The organism is Flavobacterium sp., assembly GCF_031423415.1.
In the GTDB taxonomy this organism is placed as follows: Bacteria; Bacteroidota; Bacteroidia; order Flavobacteriales; family Flavobacteriaceae; genus Flavobacterium.
The window spans coordinates 1-20,771 of sequence record NZ_JANPFL010000198.1; the positions used below are offsets into that span (position 1 = coordinate 1).

Annotated in this window: 14 protein-coding genes; 7 read left to right on the forward strand and 7 right to left on the reverse strand. The window is 35.7% G+C overall.

The window, feature by feature from the left end; genetic code table 11:
* Positions 1 to 179 precede the first annotated feature (179 nt).
* From RMO83_RS16705 to RMO83_RS16735, 7 genes are all read left to right on the forward strand, one after another.
* The gene (locus RMO83_RS16705; RefSeq protein ID WP_310560838.1) at positions 180 to 1,007 is read left to right on the forward strand and encodes a FecR domain-containing protein; all 828 of its coding nucleotides are present in this window, start codon (positions 180 to 182) and stop codon (positions 1,005 to 1,007) included.
* 161 nt (positions 1,008 to 1,168) lie between these two features.
* Entirely contained in the window at positions 1,169 to 4,471 is a 3,303-nt protein-coding gene (locus RMO83_RS16710) for a TonB-dependent receptor (protein ID WP_310560839.1), read from the forward strand.
* A gap of 10 nt (positions 4,472 to 4,481) precedes the next feature.
* Positions 4,482 to 6,233: a RagB/SusD family nutrient uptake outer membrane protein gene (locus RMO83_RS16715; RefSeq protein WP_310560840.1), complete on the forward strand. Its 1,752-nt coding sequence runs from the start codon at positions 4,482 to 4,484 to the stop codon at positions 6,231 to 6,233.
* An 88-nt stretch (positions 6,234 to 6,321) separates the two neighbouring features.
* Positions 6,322 to 8,244 (forward strand): hypothetical protein, encoded by a 1,923-nt coding sequence (locus tag RMO83_RS16720; protein ID WP_310560841.1) that lies wholly within the window; start codon positions 6,322 to 6,324, stop codon positions 8,242 to 8,244.
* A gap of 24 nt (positions 8,245 to 8,268) precedes the next feature.
* The gene (locus tag RMO83_RS16725) at positions 8,269 to 9,123 is read left to right on the forward strand and encodes a hypothetical protein (protein ID WP_310560842.1); all 855 of its coding nucleotides are present in this window, start codon (positions 8,269 to 8,271) and stop codon (positions 9,121 to 9,123) included.
* 79 nt (positions 9,124 to 9,202) lie between these two features.
* Positions 9,203 to 10,840, forward strand: a complete 1,638-nt coding sequence (locus RMO83_RS16730; RefSeq protein WP_310560843.1) for a T9SS type A sorting domain-containing protein — start codon at positions 9,203 to 9,205, stop codon at positions 10,838 to 10,840.
* Between the two features lie 155 nt (positions 10,841 to 10,995).
* Positions 10,996 to 12,651, forward strand: a complete 1,656-nt coding sequence (locus tag RMO83_RS16735; protein ID WP_310560844.1) for a DUF5597 domain-containing protein — start codon at positions 10,996 to 10,998, stop codon at positions 12,649 to 12,651.
* Between the two features lie 110 nt (positions 12,652 to 12,761).
* Here the strand turns inward: RMO83_RS16735 and RMO83_RS16740 are convergent, their stop codons facing one another.
* From RMO83_RS16740 to lysS, 7 genes are all read right to left on the reverse strand, one after another.
* On the reverse strand, positions 12,762 to 12,908 hold the full coding sequence (locus RMO83_RS16740) for a hypothetical protein (protein ID WP_310560845.1): 147 nt from the start codon (positions 12,906 to 12,908) through the stop codon (positions 12,762 to 12,764).
* Positions 12,909 to 12,931: 23 nt separating this feature from the next.
* Positions 12,932 to 13,648 carry an anaerobic ribonucleoside-triphosphate reductase activating protein gene (locus RMO83_RS16745; RefSeq protein WP_310560846.1) on the reverse strand — a complete coding sequence of 239 codons (717 nt, stop codon included), beginning with the start codon at positions 13,646 to 13,648 and terminating at the stop codon, positions 12,932 to 12,934.
* Positions 13,605 to 13,775, reverse strand: coding sequence for an anaerobic ribonucleoside-triphosphate reductase (gene nrdD / locus RMO83_RS16750; protein WP_310560847.1), 171 nt, complete (start codon positions 13,773 to 13,775; stop codon positions 13,605 to 13,607). The genes RMO83_RS16745 and nrdD overlap by 44 nt, the downstream gene beginning before the upstream one ends.
* 117 nt (positions 13,776 to 13,892) lie before the next feature.
* Entirely contained in the window at positions 13,893 to 16,004 is a 2,112-nt protein-coding gene (locus RMO83_RS16755) for a ribonucleoside triphosphate reductase (RefSeq protein ID WP_310560848.1), read from the reverse strand.
* Between the two features lie 292 nt (positions 16,005 to 16,296).
* On the reverse strand, positions 16,297 to 18,243 hold the full coding sequence (locus RMO83_RS16760) for a hypothetical protein (protein ID WP_310560849.1): 1,947 nt from the start codon (positions 18,241 to 18,243) through the stop codon (positions 16,297 to 16,299).
* A gap of 54 nt (positions 18,244 to 18,297) precedes the next feature.
* Positions 18,298 to 18,804, reverse strand: coding sequence for a M14 family zinc carboxypeptidase (locus RMO83_RS16765; protein WP_310560850.1), 507 nt, complete (start codon positions 18,802 to 18,804; stop codon positions 18,298 to 18,300).
* 229 nt (positions 18,805 to 19,033) lie between these two features.
* A complete protein-coding gene (lysS, locus tag RMO83_RS16770) occupies positions 19,034 to 20,743 on the reverse strand; it encodes a lysine--tRNA ligase (RefSeq protein ID WP_310560851.1) in 1,710 nt (569 codons plus the stop codon).
* Between the last annotated feature and the right edge of the window lie 28 nt (positions 20,744 to 20,771).

Consider the following 20,771-nt stretch of genomic DNA (forward strand, 5'->3'; position numbering starts at 1 on the left):
TAAAGCTGAAATAGAACAATTATCTTTTTTTTGACACCTTGTTTTTAAAAATGACAGAGTATAAAAAATAAACAACTGAATAACAATAAGATAAAAAATAGAAATAGCCGTTTTTATTTTTTATCGGACATTAATGATTTAGAAATAATTTTTTCACCAATTCACTAGTCGTAAGTCCAGTGCTAGTAGAAACAAAAACTAGAATTGAAGTTGGTAAAGACAAGGCTACTTTAACCCTTGAAGACGGCTCTATTGTTATATTAAAAAACGGAGCTACTGTACAAACTCAAAACGCTACTAGTAATGGTAAGCAAATTGTTTACAAAACCAATCAACAAAACCAAACAAAAACAGCCTACAACTACCTAACTATTCCGCGCGGAGGGCAATTCTTTATTAAATTATCCGATGGAACCCAAGTATGGTTGAATTCTGAAACCCAATTAAAATTTCCTGTAGCCTTTGAAGATGGTGAAATTCGTAAAGTGGAACTAGTCTATGGCGAAGCCTATTTCGACGTGTCCCCAAGTACTTTACATAAAGGTTCCAAGTTTAAAGTTTTCAATAAATCCCAAGAAGTAGAAGTAGTCGGCACGGAGTTTAACATTAAAGCCTACAAAGACGAAACAAATGTATTCACCACTTTAGTGGAAGGTAAAGTAAATGTAAGTATTGGTAGTAAAAAACAAAAGTTAGTACCAAGCCAACAATTAAATTTAAACACAATAACAAATGCTTTAACAGTAAATACCGTTGATGTCTATGATGACATTTCCTGGAAAGAAGGAGTTTTTAGTTTCAAAAGAAAATCTTTAGAAGATATAATGATAGTGCTCTCTCGCTGGTATGATTTAGATGTAAAATTTGCCAATTCAGAACTAAAAAAATCAGGATTTAATGGCATTGTAGGGAAAGACCAAAAGATAGAAGATATTTTGGAAACCATTAAAAGTTATGGAGTGATTAAAGAGTATAAAATAATCAACAAAACGGTGATTTTAAAATAAGAATAAAAAAAGGGAACAAAGTCAAACATTTTGCGGTGCATCGACTTCGTCCCTCTGAGACGCATTAATTCAACTAATGTCAACTAATACAATGTAAATTTATGAAAATTAAATTAACCAAGGTCCATTCGGTTTTTCGAAATAGACTATTATTTATAATTATGAAAACATTTTTACTCCTTTTGTGTACAACCGTCTTTGGATTCACAACTGAATATACTTTTTCTCAAGAGAAAGTCACCATTGATGTTGATAAAGTGGTAGCGGTAGATGAAGTTTTTACCATTATTCAAAAACAGACCAAATATCGTTTTTTATATCCCCAAGATTTATTTGTAAATATGCCAAAAGTGCAATTGAAAAAAGGCACAATTCAAGTATCAAAATTATTGGAGCAAAGTTTAGCAGGTACTAATGTTAATTTCAAATTATCCGATGATAATACGATAGTTATCAAAGAAAATACTAAAACTTACAATAATGTAAATAGCAATGCACAACAGTTTTTAGTATCTGGAACAATAACTGATGCTGCGAATTTGCCTATATCAAATGCAAACATTATCGAAAAAGGCACAACAAACGGTGTTCAGTCTGATGCTAATGGTACTTTTAAAATTAATGTAAAAAGTCCGACGGCAATTTTGGTCGTGTCTTTTATTGGATATTTAAAGAAAGAAGTATTGGTAAACAATCAAACTAATATTACTATTTCTTTAAAAGAAGAGCCAGCAAATTTAACCGAAGTGGTTGTAGTAGGTTACGGAAAACAAAAGAAAGTTACGTTAACTGGTGCAGTTTCTAGCATTAAAACCTCAGAAATTCTTCAAACCAAAACCGCCAACCTAGCCAATAATCTTGCGGGAAGAGTTGCAGGTTTGACAATCAATTCAAGAGGTGGCGAGCCAGGTGGAGACAGCGTAGATATTCTTATTAGAGGAATTGGTACAACTGGAGATCGGTCGCCTTTATACGTAATAGACGGAATTGCGAATCGAGGAAGTTTTGAAAGACTTAATCCCGATGATATTGAAAGCATTTCTGTTTTGAAAGATGCATCGGCAGCAATTTATGGTGCTCAAGCAGCCAATGGTGTAATTTTAGTTACAACAAAAAGAGGAAAAAAAGGCGAAACAGTTTTTAATTTCAACCAAAGTTATTCGTTAGCACAAGCTACAAGAAGACCTCATTTGATGAATGCCCAACAATATCTAACTTGGATAGATGAAATTAATACCAGAAACAGCAGACCTACCGAGTTTCAAAGTATCATTAGACAATATCGAAACGGAACCATAGATAGTTCAGTTTGGGGAGACACCGATTGGTGGGATGTTGTAGTAGATGAATGGACTCCACAAACGCAATACGCTGCAAGTGCTAGTGGTGGAAATGAGAAAACACAGTTTTACGTTTCAGGACAGTTGCTAAACCAAGATGCCATCTACAAAGGCGATGCGTATGGTTACAAACAATACAATATGAGATCTAATTTGGACACGCAATTGTCTAATAATTTGAAAATTGGTTTTGATTTGTCGGCTAGAGTTGGTGATAAAAACTCACCTATGATTGATACTGATGCCTTAATTCGCAACGTTTTTTCACAACGACCTAATGATTTTCCTTATTTTGAAAACGGTTTAATTGCGCAAACGATTGCGGGAAGTCCAATTGGTTTGGTCAATGGTGATAGCGGTAGTCGAGCAACAGACACCAAGAAATTTGATTCCAAATTTTCATTCAATTGGGATTTGCCTTTTATCACCAAAGGCTTGTATGCTTCGGGCTATGCCACAATCGATTTTTATAACACGGCCCGAAAAGATTTATCTAAGCCTTATGATAGATATGTATTCAATGCAATTACTGGAGAGTACACCAACGTAAAATTGGAAAGAGCTAACAACATAAGTCTTTTTGAACAATATAGCGAAGAACTCAATAAAACCTATCATGTAAAATTAGGCTACAATAAAACTTTCGATAAGCACAGTATCAATTCGTTTATTGCTTACGAGGAATACGCGCAAAACGCAAAATACATTTTCACATCACGAGGTGGATTAATTTCAGAAACCTTGCCTTATTTTGATTTTGCTTTAGACCTAAACGTTCAAAATGGCGGTAGAGGTTCACAACAAGCCCGAAGAAATTATTTTGGAAAACTCAATTACACTTTCGATGAAAAATATTTACTCGACGTCACTTTAAGATATGATGGATCGGCTAATTTCCCTAAAGATAAAAGATATGGTTTTTTTCCTGCTATATCCACAGGTTGGCGAATATCTGAGGAAAATTTTTTCAATAAAGACTTTATTTCTGAGTTAAAATTAAGAGGTTCTTGGGGTTTACTTGGAAATGATAAAATACCGAATTTTCAATATCTTGATGTCTATGATTTAAAACCCTCCAACATTTTCGGTGAAGATCCTTCACGAACATTGGGTTTAACACCGGGTAGATTGCCCAACCCAAATATCACTTGGGAAACCGCTCAAAAAATGAATATTGGTTTGGATTTTAAATTAAGGAAAGGTTTATTAGATGGAAGTATTGATGCTTTTTACGAAAAAAGATCCGATATTTTGGCTCCTAGAAATGCCTCGGTACCTGTTTATACAGGGATTACATTACCCGATGAAAATATCGGGATAGTTTCCAACCAAGGATTAGAAGTACAGTTAAATCACCGAAATAAAATTTTTGACACAGTATCATATTCAGTTGGAGGACAATTTTCGTATTCTAAAAGTAAAATAATTTTTATAGATGAGTCGGCATCTGTACCTGATTGGCAAAAAAGAACCGGCAGTCCTGTAGATGGATTATTGGTTTACAATGCAAAAGGGATTTATCAAACACAAGCTGAAATAGACGGCAGTCCGCACTTTGCAGACGCTAAACCTGGAGACGTGATTTTTGAAGACATTAGCGGCGATGGTATTATCAATCAAGACGATCAAGTGCTGTTGGATAAATCTCCAACCCCAAATATTGTTTACGGTATTACTACAGGACTGGAATGGAAAGGCATCGCCTTAAATGTATTGTTTCAAGGACAAGCATCAGCAAAAACGATTTACCAGCCCTTCAGTGATTCAAGATTAAACATCGAAAGCGATTACTACGAAGGTCGTTGGACGTCTCCAAATTTTACTCCTAATGCGATTTATCCTCGGGCGTTTGATACTCAAAGTAGTAGTTATCGCGAGGTTTCAACCATTTGGGTCAAAGACAATTCTTTTTTAAGATTGAAGAATGTTGAATTGTCCTACACATTGCCTAAAAGTATTTTGAAATCTATTCATTTAGACAGTTTTAGGCTTTTTATAGCTGGAAACAATCTCTTGATAATCTATGATAGCATCAAAACCAATGACCCTGAAAGCAATTCAAAATTGGGTTGGTATTATCCGCAGCAACGACTTATTTCTGCAGGAGTTAGTTTAACTTTTTAATTATTAAATAATGAAAAAAATAAAATTATACAGCAGCTTATTTCTCTTATTTGGTATTTTTTCGTGTGCCGATTTAGATTTACAGCCCACCGAATCTATATCTGAAGCCAGCGTTTGGAAAGACATCAATTTAATCGAATTGTATGTAAATGATCGATACAGAGAACTGCCACACGGTTTTACACAATGGGCTGGAGGTTTAAGATTTACAGGAATTACTGATGAAAGCTATCATATGCACGAAGCACATCATTTAGACAAATATACTCGCGGGGAATTGACGTCAGGATCACTTAGTAATTATTATTGGGGCGGATTTTGGTTGGAAGCTTATACTGCTATTCGCAACGAAAATATTTTTCTTGAAAAAATTGGAAGTTTCTCGGGTGGTGAAGTCGAAAATAAAAGAGTAAAAACACTAACCGCCGAAGTACGTTTTTTAAGAGCATTTTTCTACACCGAATTAATTTCAAGATATGGGGATGTACCTCTAATCGAAAAAACTTTCAATTTGAATTCTAATTTTGATGTGCAACGTACACCGGTCAACGAATGTGTGCAATTTATCACTAAGGAACTTGATCTCGCCATAGCCGATTTGCCAAACAAAAGTGAATCTATCAATCAGAACTATGGAAGAATAACAAAAGGAGCTGCTATTGGTTTAAAAATTAGAGCTTTGATGTTCAACGCGAGCCCATTATTTAATACCCAAAATGATGTGACAAGATGGAAAAATGTCTCTGACGCATGCGAGGCGCTGTTTGCTTTAAACCAATATACGCTATCTACAGATTACAAAGGTTTGTTTTTAAATGCAAAAGATCCTGAAATAATTTTCTTTAAACAGTTTCTAGTTCAATTTGGAACTTTAAATTCTATAGATATTCTCTCGGATTATTATTACCATCCGGATTATGCTGGTGGACATAACATTGACCAATGGCGTTTCCCAAATGGCGACGGAGGTTGGGTAAGCGAAAATCCACGTCAAGAATTTATCGATGAATATGAAACAACTACTGGAAAAATTCCAGTAATAGGTTATGGCGGAACAGACAGCAAAAATTTGCAACCTATCAGGAATTCTAATGTTACTGCGGCTGAGTACAATCCTTTGAGACCTTATGACAACAGAGACCCACGATTAGGCTACTCTGTTTACTACGATGAGGCTACATTTAAAGACCGGAAACTTGAATTTTGGGCAGGTGGTAAGGATAGCCGAACCAGCATCGATAATTCGAATAATGGAAGTCAATTGGGTTACGGCATTCGAAAATCTTTGGATGATGGCTGGTCAACAATGTCAATCGCGGTAGGAGGACGACAACCTTGGATTTATATGCGATTGTCCGAGTTTTATCTCACCTATGCCGAAGCTCAATTTCATTTGGGGAATCTTGGAACCGCAGTTGATTATGTAAATAAAATCAGAAGTAGAACAGGTGTGAAAATGCCAGCAATCAACGCAAGAGGCGACTTATTGGCAAAAATAAAGCACGAACGAAAAATAGAATTGGCCTTTGAAGGCAATCGTTGGTACGATGCAAGAAGGTGGAAAGACGCCGAAAAAGATTTTGCGAAAGATATGGTTGGAGTAGAAGTCATTAAAAATCAAGGTTCAGGTGCAAAATCGTATCGTTATTTTTATTTTGATGGTGCAAAGGGCAAAAGGACTTTTCCTCCTTCGCACTATTTGTTTCCAATTCCCATAGAAGAGTTAAGAAAAAGTAATCTAGTTCAAAACACGGGCTATTAATTTTTTTGAACATAATTTAAGAAGCATAAAATAAATGGTTGCACACATAAAATGTTTGGAACATAATTAATTTTCTAAAATAATAACAATGACTCAATTCAAATATTTCAGCTATTTTCTTTTTTGTAGTGTAGTACTACTTGCTATTAGTTGTAATAACGATCCGGTAAAAAATAGCCAGCCGAACGGCAATGGCGGCTTGGACCCTGATATTCCCATGGATAATTTAACTGGGCTTAAATATCCAGGAATTCCTATATATACCGCCGATATGGGTAAATACGGTTTTACAGAAATGAATTCAGAATGGTCGATTAGAAAAAGCGCATCAGTTAGTATATCTAGTAAAATTGTAAGAACAGGCAGTGATGCTCAATTAAGTATAAGTTATGATGGCTTTTCTACTACCAATGATTTTGTAGTATTGGATATGTCCATTTTTGGTAAGCTAACGAATCCAGTTGCAGCTCCTAGTGAAATACTAACTAATACGAAAGGCATTAGTTTTCGGGCAGGAAGTCTCGATACTCCATTAGAATTAATAGTTGAGGCTTTTAATAGTAGTGGTGTTTTAATTGAAAGTAAAATTTTCTCGATTCAAATAGGTGCTTTGAAAGAGTTTAGTTTTGTTTTTAATACGCAAAATTTGCATCGTATTTCATTAAAGATTGATGGTAAAAGCACAAAAAATTTATTACTAAAAAAGGGGACGATTACGATTGATGATGTGTATTTAGCCAACAATGACACAAAACCTTTTGGGCCCGCAAAAGACGATACTGCGTTTTTGAAATGGCTTAAATTTTCTAGTTTGCGTTATTTTTTGTGGCAATATCGTGTTGTTAATGGTAATCAAGGAACAGTTTTAGAGCATTATGGAGACGATGACAAAGTGTCTCTTTCTGGAATTGGCTATGCTTATGCGGCTTTTATTTTAGCGACTCAAGAAGGTATGATTTCAGAAAGTACAGCTAGGCAGAGAATCGCATCTATTTTGAAATGGCAACAAGCTCAAAATTGGGACAATGGTTCCGAAGGGAAATTTGGCTTTCCATTGCATTATTTTTCTGTTAATGGCAAAGGCAAATGGGCCAACGATGCATCGGCTATTAGCACTATCGACTGGGCAATTTGTGCGGCAGGTATTAGAGTAGTTAGGCAAAAATATATTGCAGATCCTGAAATCGTTTCCATTTGTAATGAACTTCTGGATAGACCACAATGGCAAGAAGTGATTGCCAATAATCCTAATAATTCATATGAATTTGGTAGAATTATTAAAGGATTTAAAGCAACAACAGGAGCGAAAAACCCTGGTGTATATGCTGATGCATACTCCGAAGAAACTGAACTTACTTATTTAGAAGCTTTAGCATCAGGCAAAGTGAATTCACTTGATCTCAGTAGAATATTCAGAGAAAAAAAACAGGGGCAATTTGTGAGTTGGTTTGGTTGTGGGTTTACTTACAATTGGCTCCAATTGTGGACTGGTACTCAAGAACCGTACAAATCTACCAGCGTTTTGGCTTTCCAGCAAGATGCAATTATGTCAAAATACAGATTCGGAATTCCTATTATGGGCTTGACGGCTTGTTCTACAGTATCAGGAATGGATTCTAGCGGTTTTATAAAATGGGACAAGTACATTAGCAACCAAGGTTCTGGCGTTACTGGTGCGCCATTTGGAGAAATTATTCAAATATCGCCAGCAGCTTATGGAGCGGCTTTAGCTTTACCTTTTCAAAAAGCAACTGCTATTGCTGCTCTGCGCGAATATGTTAAACTTGGGTTTTACCATCCTTTATTAGGGCTTCCTGATGCCGTGCGAATTAAAGATCTTCCTGCCGGTTTAGAGAAAGCAATTCCGAATTGGGATCCTTTTGACATTAATATTGGTCCTACAGCCATGGCAATAGAACAAACGCAGCAAAACAGTATTGGTAAACTCTATTTAAAAGACGTTGCGGTAAGTACCAATCTTGTAAAACTAAAAACCTCGATTAAAAATTAAAAATTCAACTATAAATTACATATCATGAAAACAAAAATTTTATATGTTTTTGCAATTCTCACTTTTTTGTTAGTTGGTTGTGTTGCTGAAAAGCCGTTTGAAGAAAACGTTTTTGATGCAGATGTTAACACCAATAAAACAGAATTAGGCCAACCAATTGTTTTTACAGATTACTCCACTGGTGTTGCGTCTAGAGTCTGGACGTTTCCAGCAGGCAATCCTTCAACTTCTACCGACAAAGAAGTAATTGTGAGTTTCTCTCAGGAAGGACCAATAACTTGCAATATTGTAGCTACTTATCCTCAGGGATTTACGGAAACAAAAGATATTGCAATTCAGGTGGGAGATGAATTATATGCAAGAGGTATTTTTGGTTTCGAAGACACTGAAAAGGCAACTGAAGCCTGGAAATATTGGGTTTCAAACGGTAGTGATGCTATAAAATTCTCTATTGACAAGACTCAAGGCGCCAACGGTACATCAAGCTGTGCCAAAATTGAAATAACAAAACCCGGTGTTGAAATTCAATTATACACTAAAGGAAATGCAAAACCTTATAATGCTGTTCTAAAAAGCAATACGGCTTATGTTTTTAGTTTTTGGATTAAAAGCGAAACATTGACTTCGCTAATGGCGGCAGAAGTTTCCAATCAAAGTGATTCTCAAAAAGTTTTTAAGAATTATGCTTGGTGGAGTCCAGTTCCAAAAATCACTAACAAATGGGAACAGAAATTTATTGAAATCCCTGCAGAAGATATTGCAAGAACGTATCCAAATGAAGGACTCGCAATGAATGCTTTTACACAATTTAAGTTTATGCCAACTTTGGCAGGGACTTATTACATTGATGAGGTATCGATAAAAGAAGTAAAAAATTAACAAACAAAAAACAATAATTAATTACAATCATAATTCAATTTCTAACATTTTTCTTTAACAAACCTTTAATTTAATTACAATGAAAACAAAAATTACTTTTCAAAATGTTTTTAATGCTATAATCGCATTATTTTTAGTAGCAGGCTTGAATGCCAATGCTCAAACTTACGCTTACAATGAAACAACTTCTTCGGGAATGTTTATTGATGGCGACGGTGCTCAAGTTCCGAATCCGGTTTCAGACGCTGTGAATTCAACTGCAAATTGTGCCAAATCAGGCACAGGAGGCTGGAAAAAAATAGAGTATTTCCCAAATTACACACCAGTTACTGGTTCTAAATTGTATTTTTCTATCTACAATCCAAATAGTGCAGCACAAGGTCAGGTAAAGTTTGAATATACCACAGGCGGTGGAGAACAATGGGGCGGAAATGTAGATTATGTTTCAGGATCATTAACAGGTTGGAAAGAATATAGTGTAGATTTAACTTCACACATAGGTAACACTATCAATAAAATTGTGATCTATCCATCGGGGGAAAACGCTGCCGCTGCTTTTATAGACAATATTTATTTTGGAACTATGTCTGTACTTCCCCAAGATTCAGCAGTGTATAATGAAACTGTATCTTCGGGAATGTTTATTGATGGCGACGGTGCTCAAGTTCCGAATCCGGTTTCGGACGCTGTGAATTCAACTGCAAATTGTGCCAAATCAGGCACAGGCGGCTGGAAAAAAATCGAGTATTTTCCGAATTATACGCCAGTTGCTGGTGCTAAACTTTACTTTTCTATTTACAATCCGAATGTAGCAGGACCAGGTCAGGTAAAGTTTGAATATACCACAGGCGGTGGAGAAAAATGGGGCGGAAATGTTGATTATGTTTCAGGATCATTAACAGGTTGGAAAGAATATGGTGTAGATTTAACTTCACACATAGGAAACACTATCAATAAAATTGTGATCTATCCATCGGGGGAAAACGCTGCCGCTGCTTTTATAGACAATATTTATTTTGGAACTTTGTCAGCTCTTCCTCAAGATCCAGCGGTCTATAACGAGATAACATCTTCGGGTATGTTTTTTCAAGGCAACGGCGTACAAGTTACCAATCCGGTCAAAGATACTGTAAATTCTAGCGACAATTGCGCACAATCTGGCTCAGGTTCTGGTTGGCAGCAAATTCAATATTTTCCAACTTATGCTCCAGTGAGTGGAGACAAACTATATTTTTCTGTTTATAATCCTAATAACGCTGGTCCAGGGCAATTGCAGTTTGAATATACCAGTGGAGGTGGTTGGAAATGGGGCGGTAATTTAAATTACGTTTCGGGTTCAGTTACTGGTTGGCAAGAATATAGTGTAGATCTAACTGATCACGTTGGTAACGTTATTAATAAAATAATCATGATGCCAGCAGGTGATAATTCCGCTGTTGCGTACGTTGATAACATCTATTTTGGAACAAAATCTACTTTAAGAACAAAATTGGATGCAATAATCAATAACCAAATTTATGTTGCAAAAGACGGAAAAATTCAATTTACCAAAACACAATCCAATACGCAATTAGCAGTATTTGATTTAACAGGTAGATTAATTCTTGAGGAAAATGTAAACGGTGTACAATCGCAAAATGCATTGAACAACAAAGGAATTTACATTGTAAGAGTGAAGTCTGACCAAGGTGTTAGCGCACAAAAAATCATTTTCTAAATATTAAAAGTAATTTGTTTTTTGTTAATGATAGTGGAGCCCGATATAATTTCGGGCTTTATTTTATGAAAATTTAATCAGATAAAACGTTTGTTTATAGAAACTTAACAAATTAAAAATAAACGATATTCAAAAGCAACTAAAATAATTTCCAAATGAAACAAATGGCAATTCTATACACATTTCTCTTAGCGTTTTCGTTTTCATTAATCAATGCACAAAAGATACCTTATTTAAAAAAGACAAACGGAATGACGCAATTAATGGTCAATGAAAAACCTTTTTTAATGATGGCAGGCGAAGTGCACAACTCTTCCGCTTCTACTGTTGAATATATGAAACCACTATTTCCAACTTTAAAGTCGATGAACCTCAATTCGGTTTTTGTAACCACTGCTTGGGAACAAATTGAACCTAAAGAAGGCGTTTATGATTTTAGTTTGGTAGATGCGATTATTGACAATGCCCAAAATAATAATCTAAAGGTGTGCTTGTTGTGGTTTGCCAGTTGGAAAAATGGCGAATCCAGTTATGCGCCGATGTGGGTTAAAAAAGACACCAAACGTTTTTTTAGAGTTAAAACCAAAGACGGCAGAGCCATAGAGACGCTTTCGCCTTTTTGTGAAGCTACCAAAATTGCCGATGCCAAAGCCTTTGCAGCTATGATGAAACACATAAAGGAATACGATAAAAATCAAACTGTAATTTTGATGCAGCCCCAAAACGAAGTGGGAATGTTTCAAGACATCGATTACAATCAAGAATCTTTGGATCTTTATAAAAAGCAAGTTCCTGCAACACTAATGAGTTATTTGATTAAAAACAAAGCAAATTTGGATGACTATGTAAAATCGGCTTGGGCAAAAAATAATTTCAAAACCGAAGGAACTTGGACATCAATTTTTGGCGATACGCCAGAATCAAAGGCATTTTTTACCACATGGCAATATGCATCTTACATCAACTTTGTAGCACAGTCGGGCAGAGCCGAATACAATTTGCCCATGATGGTCAATGCTTGGATTGTTCAAAAACCGGAAGATTTGCCTGGAGTTTATCCTAATGGCGGACCAGTTTCTAGAGTGATGGACATTTGGAAAGCAGCCGCTCCAGCAATCGACATCCAGTCGCCTGATATTTACCTTCCTAATTTCAAAGAAATTGTAGCAATGTATCATAGAGCCGATAATCCTTTATTAATTCCTGAGTCTAAAGCAGAAGTTGGTAGAGCTTATTATGCTTATGGGCAACACGATGCTATCTGTTTTTCACCATTTGGAATAGAAGATGCTTCAGATGATTTTTTGTTTAAAAAAGGTTATTCTGTCTTGAATGAAGTGCAACATTTAATTAAAAAATACCAAGGAACTGGAAAAATGCAAGCCGTTTTAAAAGAAGGAAATGAACAAGCTCCTGAATTGACTTTTGGTGATTATAAACTAAAAGTGAATTATGAAAAACCCGACGAACCTTGTTTCGGAATCATCATTCAAACCTCCGATGAAGAATTTACGGTTATTGGAATGAACTTAAAAATCTTTTTTGAATCAACGAAAAAAGGAGAGATTGGTCATATCGGACAAGTCTGGGAAGGTCGTTATGAAAATGAACAATGGATTCCAACCCGATTGATGAATGGCGATGAAACTTGGCACAACGCAGTAGCAAGAGTTTTTGGGCGTACTTTTAAATCTTCGGTAGATCTTAGCGATGAAGAAAAAAAACAAGGAAACCCGAATGCCTATTCACCAGAAACAAAAAAAGTGATTACAGCGCCAGGGGTTTATAAAGTGATGACATACAAGAGGTAATTGGTTTGATAGATATAATTTTATCTGAAATAGATTATTTTTAAGATTTTTTATGAATCACATCAAAAACGCGCCTATTCCTTGAACGGAATATATGAGATTATTTGTGGCTAAAATGCGAAGAATCTTCGTCGTAACGGACTTGGGTGATTGATCTTTTCGGAGATATCTTTTACGGTAACCCTTTTGTCACGGCTAAATTGTGTGGCGATGTAAATTGAAGCGCGAATCGCGTATTCACAGGTTTTTGAAAACATTTTTTAAATAGTAGAAATTAGTTTTATTCTCTTAAAACGACCTTTATAGTTGGTGTGGAAAGTTTTTTGTAATCGATTCTATTGTAAGAACGTCCTAATTTTGAAAGTGTTTCCACATTGTTTTTGAAATACTGAATGTAATAATTGCCTGTATACTTCTTGCTTTCCAAAAAGTGAATCATTGTTGCCAAATCTTCATTGGATAGTAACTGAGAATGATAAGTAGTTCGTATTTCAAAAGGGGTTTTAGATTTTAGAATGATGTCCAATGTTTTTTCAAAAGAATCATATAAATCTGATTGTGTGATGGATTTAAATTTCGATTTGGGAGCCTTAAAATCCAAGGCGATGTAATCAATCAAGTTTTGTTTTAGCAATTGTTGTATTGCTTCTGGAGAACTTCCATTGGTGTCAATTTTGACCAAAAAACCCATTTTTTTCACTTCGGTAATTAATTGAATGATCTTTTTATGCAGCAAACATTCACCTCCACTACAAACTACGGCGTCTAATAAATTTTTTCGAGATTGCAGAAATGAAAGTATTTTTTCGAAAGAAAGAGTGCCTTTTCCCAATACAATTTCAGGATTGTAGCAATACAAACAACGCATATTGCAGCCTGCAAACCAAAGAATGCAGGCTGATTTATTCGGATAATCTAGTAAGGTGAAAGGTGTTAAGCTATAAATGGGCGTACTAACATTTTCCTTCCGTGAAATGGGTTCTTTGTTTGTGTTCACCTTTTTTCCCAATATTAAAACTTTCTACAGGTCTGTGATAGCCCATTACGCGCGTGTAAACAAGGCATTTGGTTCTCAAATGCTGGTTTTCTTCCAAAATTGGAATTGTTTTAGTTTCAGTTTTCATATATATATATATATTATTGTTTAATGTTTTTTAATGCTGTTTAAGAGTTTAAGATTGTTCAAAAGTTTAATCTTTTCAGCAGTTAAACAATCTTAAACCATTTTAAACTTTAAACCTTTAAAGTTTTAAACTATTTAAACTTTTTTGTTTTTCGATTAGGGCATCATCACATTTTGGACAATATTCGTGTTCACCATTCAAATAGCCGTGAACTGGGCAAACGCTAAAAACAGGCGTTACTGTGATATAGGGCAATCTAAAGCTCGACACTACTTTTTTGACAAATTGTTTGCAAGCTTCTGGTGAACTCATTTTTTCGCTCATATACAAGTGTAAAACGGTTCCTCCGGTGTATTTGCATTGCAATTCGTCTTGAAGTAGCAGTGCTTCAAAAGGATCTTCGGTATGATCTACTGGAATTTGGGAACTGTTGGTGTAATAAATGTTATCCTCTTGTCCGGCTTGAATGATATTTGGAAAACGTTTTTTGTCTTCTTTGGCGAAACGATACGTAGTTCCTTCGGCTGGTGTTGCTTCAAGATTGTATAAATTTCCGGTTACTGACTGGAATTCTTTCATACGACCACGAATATGTTCTAAAATATCGGAAGCAAATTCAATTCCTGTTGATGAAGTTACGGTGTCTTGTTTTCCGGTAAAATTGACAATCATTTCGTTGATTCCGTTCACACCAATGGTCGAAAAGTGGTTTCTGAAATGTTGCAAATAACGTTTGGTATAAGGATATAAACCACGGTCGTACATTTCCTGAATGAATACCCGTTTTTTCTCCAAAGTTGATTTTGAAATGTATAATAATTTATCCAATTGTTTGAATAATTCTTCTTTGTTTCCTCTGTATAAATAGCCCAATCTAGCCATATTTATGGTCACAACGCCTATGCTTCCCGTCATTTCGGCACTACCAAAAAGGCCATTACCACGTTTCAATAGTTCGCGTAAATCGAGTTGTAAACGACAGCACATACTGCGAACGGCATTGGGTTTGTAAGCACTTTCATTTTCTACTTTTTCGCCATTTTCGTCTAATTTATATTGGCTTCCAATGAAGTTTTGAAAATAAGAAGAGCCAATTTTGGCGGTATTTTCGAAAAGCAAGTCGGTATTTTCTCCATCCCAATCGAATTCTTCGGTGATATTCACTGTTGGAATCGGGAAAGTAAAAGGTTGTCCATTGGCATCGCCTTCGGTCATTACCGTATAATAGGCTTTGTTGATGAGGTTCATTTCCTTTTGAAAATGTTCATAACGCAAATCGGTAACTTTAGTAACACCGCGTTCTTGAGATCTAACTAATAGATCGTGATTGAAATTATTTTCAAAAAAGTGAATATCGTTTTTTGTTGGGATTTGGGTTTTCAAATCTTCTGGTACAACCCAATCCAAAGTGATATTTGTGAAAGGCGATTGTCCCCAACGGGCAGGAACATTCAAATTATAGACAAAACTTCGAATGGCTTTCAGGACATCGTCAAAAGATAAATCGTCTTTAAAAACATACGGTGCTAAATACGTATCAAACGAACTGAATGCTTGTGCGCCAGCCCATTCGCTTTGCAAAATCCCAAGGAAATTCGCCATTTGTCCCAATGCTTCCCTGAAATGTGATGGTGCTTTGCTTTCGACACGGCCACGGATTCCGTTAAATCCCTCGTTCAATAAAACACGCAAACTCCAACCGGCACAATAGCCAGTCAAACAATCTAAATCGTGAATATGGATGTCGCCATTTCTATGAGCATAACCTTCTTCTTTGGTGTACACTTTGTCTAACCAATAATTGGCAATGATTTTTCCAGCAACATTATTTACCAAACCAGCATTGGAATAGGACGTATTGGCATTCGCATTGATGCGCCAATCGGTTTGTTCGATATATTCGGCTATGGTTTGCGAACTATCGACATAAGTGGTGTCGTCATTGATGCCCTCGACGTGTTCCCGTTGCAATTTTCGAGTATGTCGGTACAACATAAAGGAACGCATCACTTCAAAATACTGTTTCTCAAAAAGGCTTTTTTCGATTAAATCCTGAATTTCTTCGACCGCCCAGGTTTCTTTAAATTGCAACCCTTTGATCACATTTTCAAAAACACTTTCGTCAAATGCTATGGTAGCACTTTTGAAACTTTTTGCAATAGCATCTTCAATTTTAAAACTTTCAAACGGTTTATAATCCCCATTCCTTTTGATAACGTACTTTTCCATAGTATTTAATGATTTTAATTTTATAGCCGTTGGTTGTTTTTACTCTTCATTTGTAAAAAATTGTACTCCTTTTTTCCGAGTATAATTTTACATATTAAATGCATTGTTTCATATGATTTAAATCATACTTCTTTTTTTTTATCATTTTGTTATTAACACAAGACTGATGAAAAAAGCAATGTTCTTTAATGTCAATTAAATGTTTTATCGATTATGATTTTACTAAAATTAAAGCATAAAAAAACCGCCTCAAAGTATTTTTTGAGACGGCTTGTTACATTTGTTTTGAATCTTAATTCACTAAAAACAAAGCATTGCTAAACAATAAAATTCCATTTTCCCAGAATCCTCTAAATAGCGGATTGTCCACCATATAGATTACTAATCCTTCTCCTTTTTTATCAACTGCAAAACTTACGGTTTCCGTTAGTTTTTTCTTCATATCATTACCAACAAAGCCATAACTGCGGTAATCCTTTGGAATGTAGGCTACATTGATTGCTTTTTTTAATAATGGATAACATTTCTCGGTAGTTTTTAGGCTAAAATAGGAGTTTCCAAGCCCAAAGGCCATTGGGTAGGTTTTGTCTATTTTGTTTTCCATAATTGCACCAGGAATTGAGCCCGAAATTGCTCTTCGCTCTGAGCCTTCAAAATCTAGGAAACGTTTTTTTAATTCCAATTCCTTTTCCTCTTTTTCTGATTTTTCTTTGTCTTCTGTTGTGGCAAATGGGCTTAAAGTATAACCTTCTCTATCTTCAAACATTGACATAGCTGAGTTCATTGCAATTACTTTTCCTCCGTCTTTAATCCAAGCATCAATTTGTATTTTTTGCTCATCCGAAAAAGTATAATAGCCATCGGCCATAATCAACGTGTTGTAATTGTATAATTTTACTCGGCTGAAATTGGTGGTTTCTACAATACTCACCGGATAACTAATGGTGTCATCTAAGTAAAACCAAGTTGCGCCAAAATCGGTCGAACTCACTCCTTTTCCTGATAACAGCAGCACTTTTGGAGCTCTTAATATGCTGAAGTTTTCTCCTCCCAAATCTTTTGAATTCGTTGAAAATCCAGTGGTGATAATAGTATAATCCGATTTAATTTTGACGATATCACTCACTGTTTTTTCAAAATCGACTACTTTCGGATTATCGGCTTTGCTAACAATTAATCCCCCGGGTTCAATAGTGGTTTCTCCAAAAACAGCTTTTTTCATTGTTGAACGCACTTTAATATTGGCTTGATGCAGCAGAGAAATTACTTGTGCAGAAGTTCGGTTATTCCACGGAATATGAAAAGCATAAACGACATCAGGAAGCTTTTTTGCGAGGACTTCAATTGTGGCTTTTGTTTTGATGTCCAAGCTATTTTTTATCGCATACCCTTCGACACCATAAGCAAGCGGTAATGACCAAGCGGTTATGTCATAGGACAAACTATCATTCAATTTTTGATTGGGTTCAAAAAGTACTTGTGTCAAAACAGCTCTTGGTTGATCCACTTTGATAATTAAATCGTTCGGTTCTATTTTGAAACTTTCTGTCTTTTTGGTCTGATAGTGAAAACCAGATTCATTGGTTGAAGCATCGGCATAAGCAAATTCGATATTATTTTTCTTCAATAAGACGGTCATTTGCTCCAGTTTTGGATTGCTCTTCATAACATAGCTTTTGTAAGTTCCCTTGACTTTCTTACGGGCATTATTGTTAAAATCTCTAAACCCTTTTATCAAAACATCTTTCTGTTGGGAAGCACTTTCTACAATAGTTAATACTGCTGTTGCGTGATGTGTCAAACGGTCTTTTATGGTTAGACTGGCTCCGTTTTCCATAGTGATTTCTCTTCCCGCTCCTATTCCCCCTTGTTCTAGGGTCATTCCAACTGCGCCGTTGTAAGTAGGGTAAGTGTCACCGTAACTAGGATAAAATAAATCAAATCGCTCCCGAGTATTGTACATCCAGTTTTGTTTGTCGAACTTGGCGGCAATATTTTTACCCAAAGAATTTTGGAAATCTTTTTGATATTGCTCAATGTATTCGTGTAAAGGTTCGGCAGATGGTGGAAAAAAATAAGGTGAATTATAACTCATTTCGTGAACATCTGTGTGTACTTGCGGCATCCATTGATAATACATGGCAATGCGCTGTTGTGTTTCAGCTTGTGTTTGCCAAGCCCAATCTCGGTTCAAATCAAAAATATAATGATTGTATCTTCCGCCGGGCCAAACTTCCATATGCTCTCTGTCATACAATCCAGGATGTGTTTTTTTGCCTGAAATTTCGCGTAACTAATTTCCATATCGGGAATATCCATCTGGATTGATGCAAGGATCCAAAATAACAATGGTGTTTTTTAACCAAGTTTTGCTAGCCTCATTTGAAGGATTTAATAATTCATAGGCTACGGTCATTGCGCTTTCGGTACCCGCAAATTCATTACCGTGTACATTAAAACTCAACCAAACTAGTACTTTGTCTTCTACAGTTGCAGTTTTAGTATTTGACATTCCGATAGCGGCGAGATTGTTGTTCCTAATTTGTTCTAAATTAGCCAAGTTCTCCGGAGTCGAAATGAAAAATAAATTCAAATCTCTTTGCTCTGCTGTAACGCCATATTTTTGCTTTTTGATGAGTTTGGATTCGCCAGCTAGATAATTGAAATAGTCTTCAACTTGATGATAATAGGTAATTTGTTTGCCATAATTAGGAATGAAATCTGAAGGGCTTTTTAGTTGTGCAAAAACAGAATTAAAAACAGAAATTAAAAATAGTAATGTGTAAAAATGCTTTCTCATAATAGGTTTGGTTAGTGTCTTGCCAAAAATACTTATTAACTTTTTAATGACCTAAAAATGATAATAAATAGTAGAACTATAATGATATTTTGATTTTGTTCGTTTTTATTCACTAAAAAGGTAAAAAACAACCTTTTTAATTTGAAAATCGCAAATTTAAATATGAAAAAATCCATAAAAAAAGGAGCTTCAAATTTGAAACTCCTTTTTTAAAAAAGTGATTTAAAAATTATACCACTAATTCCACAATTTTACTTTCTCCAACCAAACTCACTTTTATCAATCCGTATTTTGCCAAACCTTTCATCGCGGCATCCCATTTTTTTCCACTCAATTCCGATTTGATTTTTAGTAAACCCAAATCCATTTTGTTTTCATTGGTTTGCAAAAGCGCCAATATTAATTTTTCTTCGTCTTCTAATTCAATTTGAACTTGTTTTTTCTCTGGTCGCATTTGAGGGAAAAACAATACTTCTTGAATAGAGGAGTTATTTGTCAAGTACATCATCAAACGATCCATACCAATTCCTAAACCGGATGTTGGCGGCATTCCATATTCTAATGCTCTCAAGAAATCCTCGTCAATGGTTCCAGTCGCTTCATCATCACCTTTTTCTGCCAGACGCATTTGGTCTTCAAAACGCTCTCTTTGGTCAATTGGGTCATTCAATTCCGAATAAGCATTCGCTACTTCTTTACCACAAACCATCAATTCGAAACGTTCCGTCAACTCAGGATTGTCACGGTGCTGTTTACATAAAGGAGACATTTCCTTTGGATAATCTGTAATGAAAGTAGGCTGAATATAATTTCCTTCGCATTTGGCACCGAAAATTTCATCAATCAATTTTCCTTTGCCCATAGTTGCATCCACATCAATTCCCATTCCTCTTGCAGCATCAAAAAGTTTGCTCTCCGACTTTCCAGAAATATCAAAACCAGTAAAATGTTTGATAGAATCCGTCATCGTAACTCTTGCATACGGAGCTTTGAAGTTTATTTGGTGTTCACCAAAAGTGGCTTCACTCGTTCCATTTACGTTAACAGCACAATGTTCCAATAAATTTTCGGTAAATTTCATCATCCAATTGTAGTCTTTGTAGGCCACATATATTTCCATTGCGGTAAATTCCGGGTTGTGTGTTCGGTCCATTCCTTCGTTACGGAAGTTTTTCGAAAACTCATAAACACCTTCAAAACCGCCTACAATCAACCTTTTCAAATACAATTCATTGGCAATACGCATATAAAGCGGAATGTCCAATGAGTTGTGGTGTGTTATAAAAGGTCTCGCTGCAGCACCACCAGGAATTGGTTGTAAAACCGGGGTTTCTACCTCAAGATATCCTTTGTCATTAAAGAATGAACGCATTGCATTAAACAATTTTGTTCTCTTGATAAAGGTCTCTTTCACGTGGTCGTTCACCGTCAAATCTACATAACGCCGGCGGTATCTTTGTTCTGGATCCGAAAATGCATCGTAAATTTTTCCGTCAGCATCCGTTTTTACAATTGGCAAAGGTTTCAAAGCTTTCGCCAAAACGGTCAAACCATAAACATGAACCGATATTTCGCCAACCTGAGTTTTAAAAACCGTACCACGAACCCCAATGAAATCGCCAATATCTAATAGTTTTTTGAAAACTACATTGTACATCGTTTTCTCTTCATCCGTCGAAATATCATCTCTAGAAACATAGATTTGTATGCGTCCTTCTGAGTCTTTCAACTCAGCAAACGAAGCTTTTCCCATAATACGTTTCCCCATCAAACGACCAGCCAACACTACTTCCTTTCCTTCAAATTTCTCGAAATCGGCTAGGATTTCGCTGGAATAAGCGGTTGTGATAAATTCGGCTGCAGGATAAGGTTCAATACCTAGGTTGCGTAATTCTGTGAGTGCTTCTCTACGAAGGATTTCTTGTTCGGATAATGCCATTCTGTTCTAATTTTAAGAGTGCAAAGAT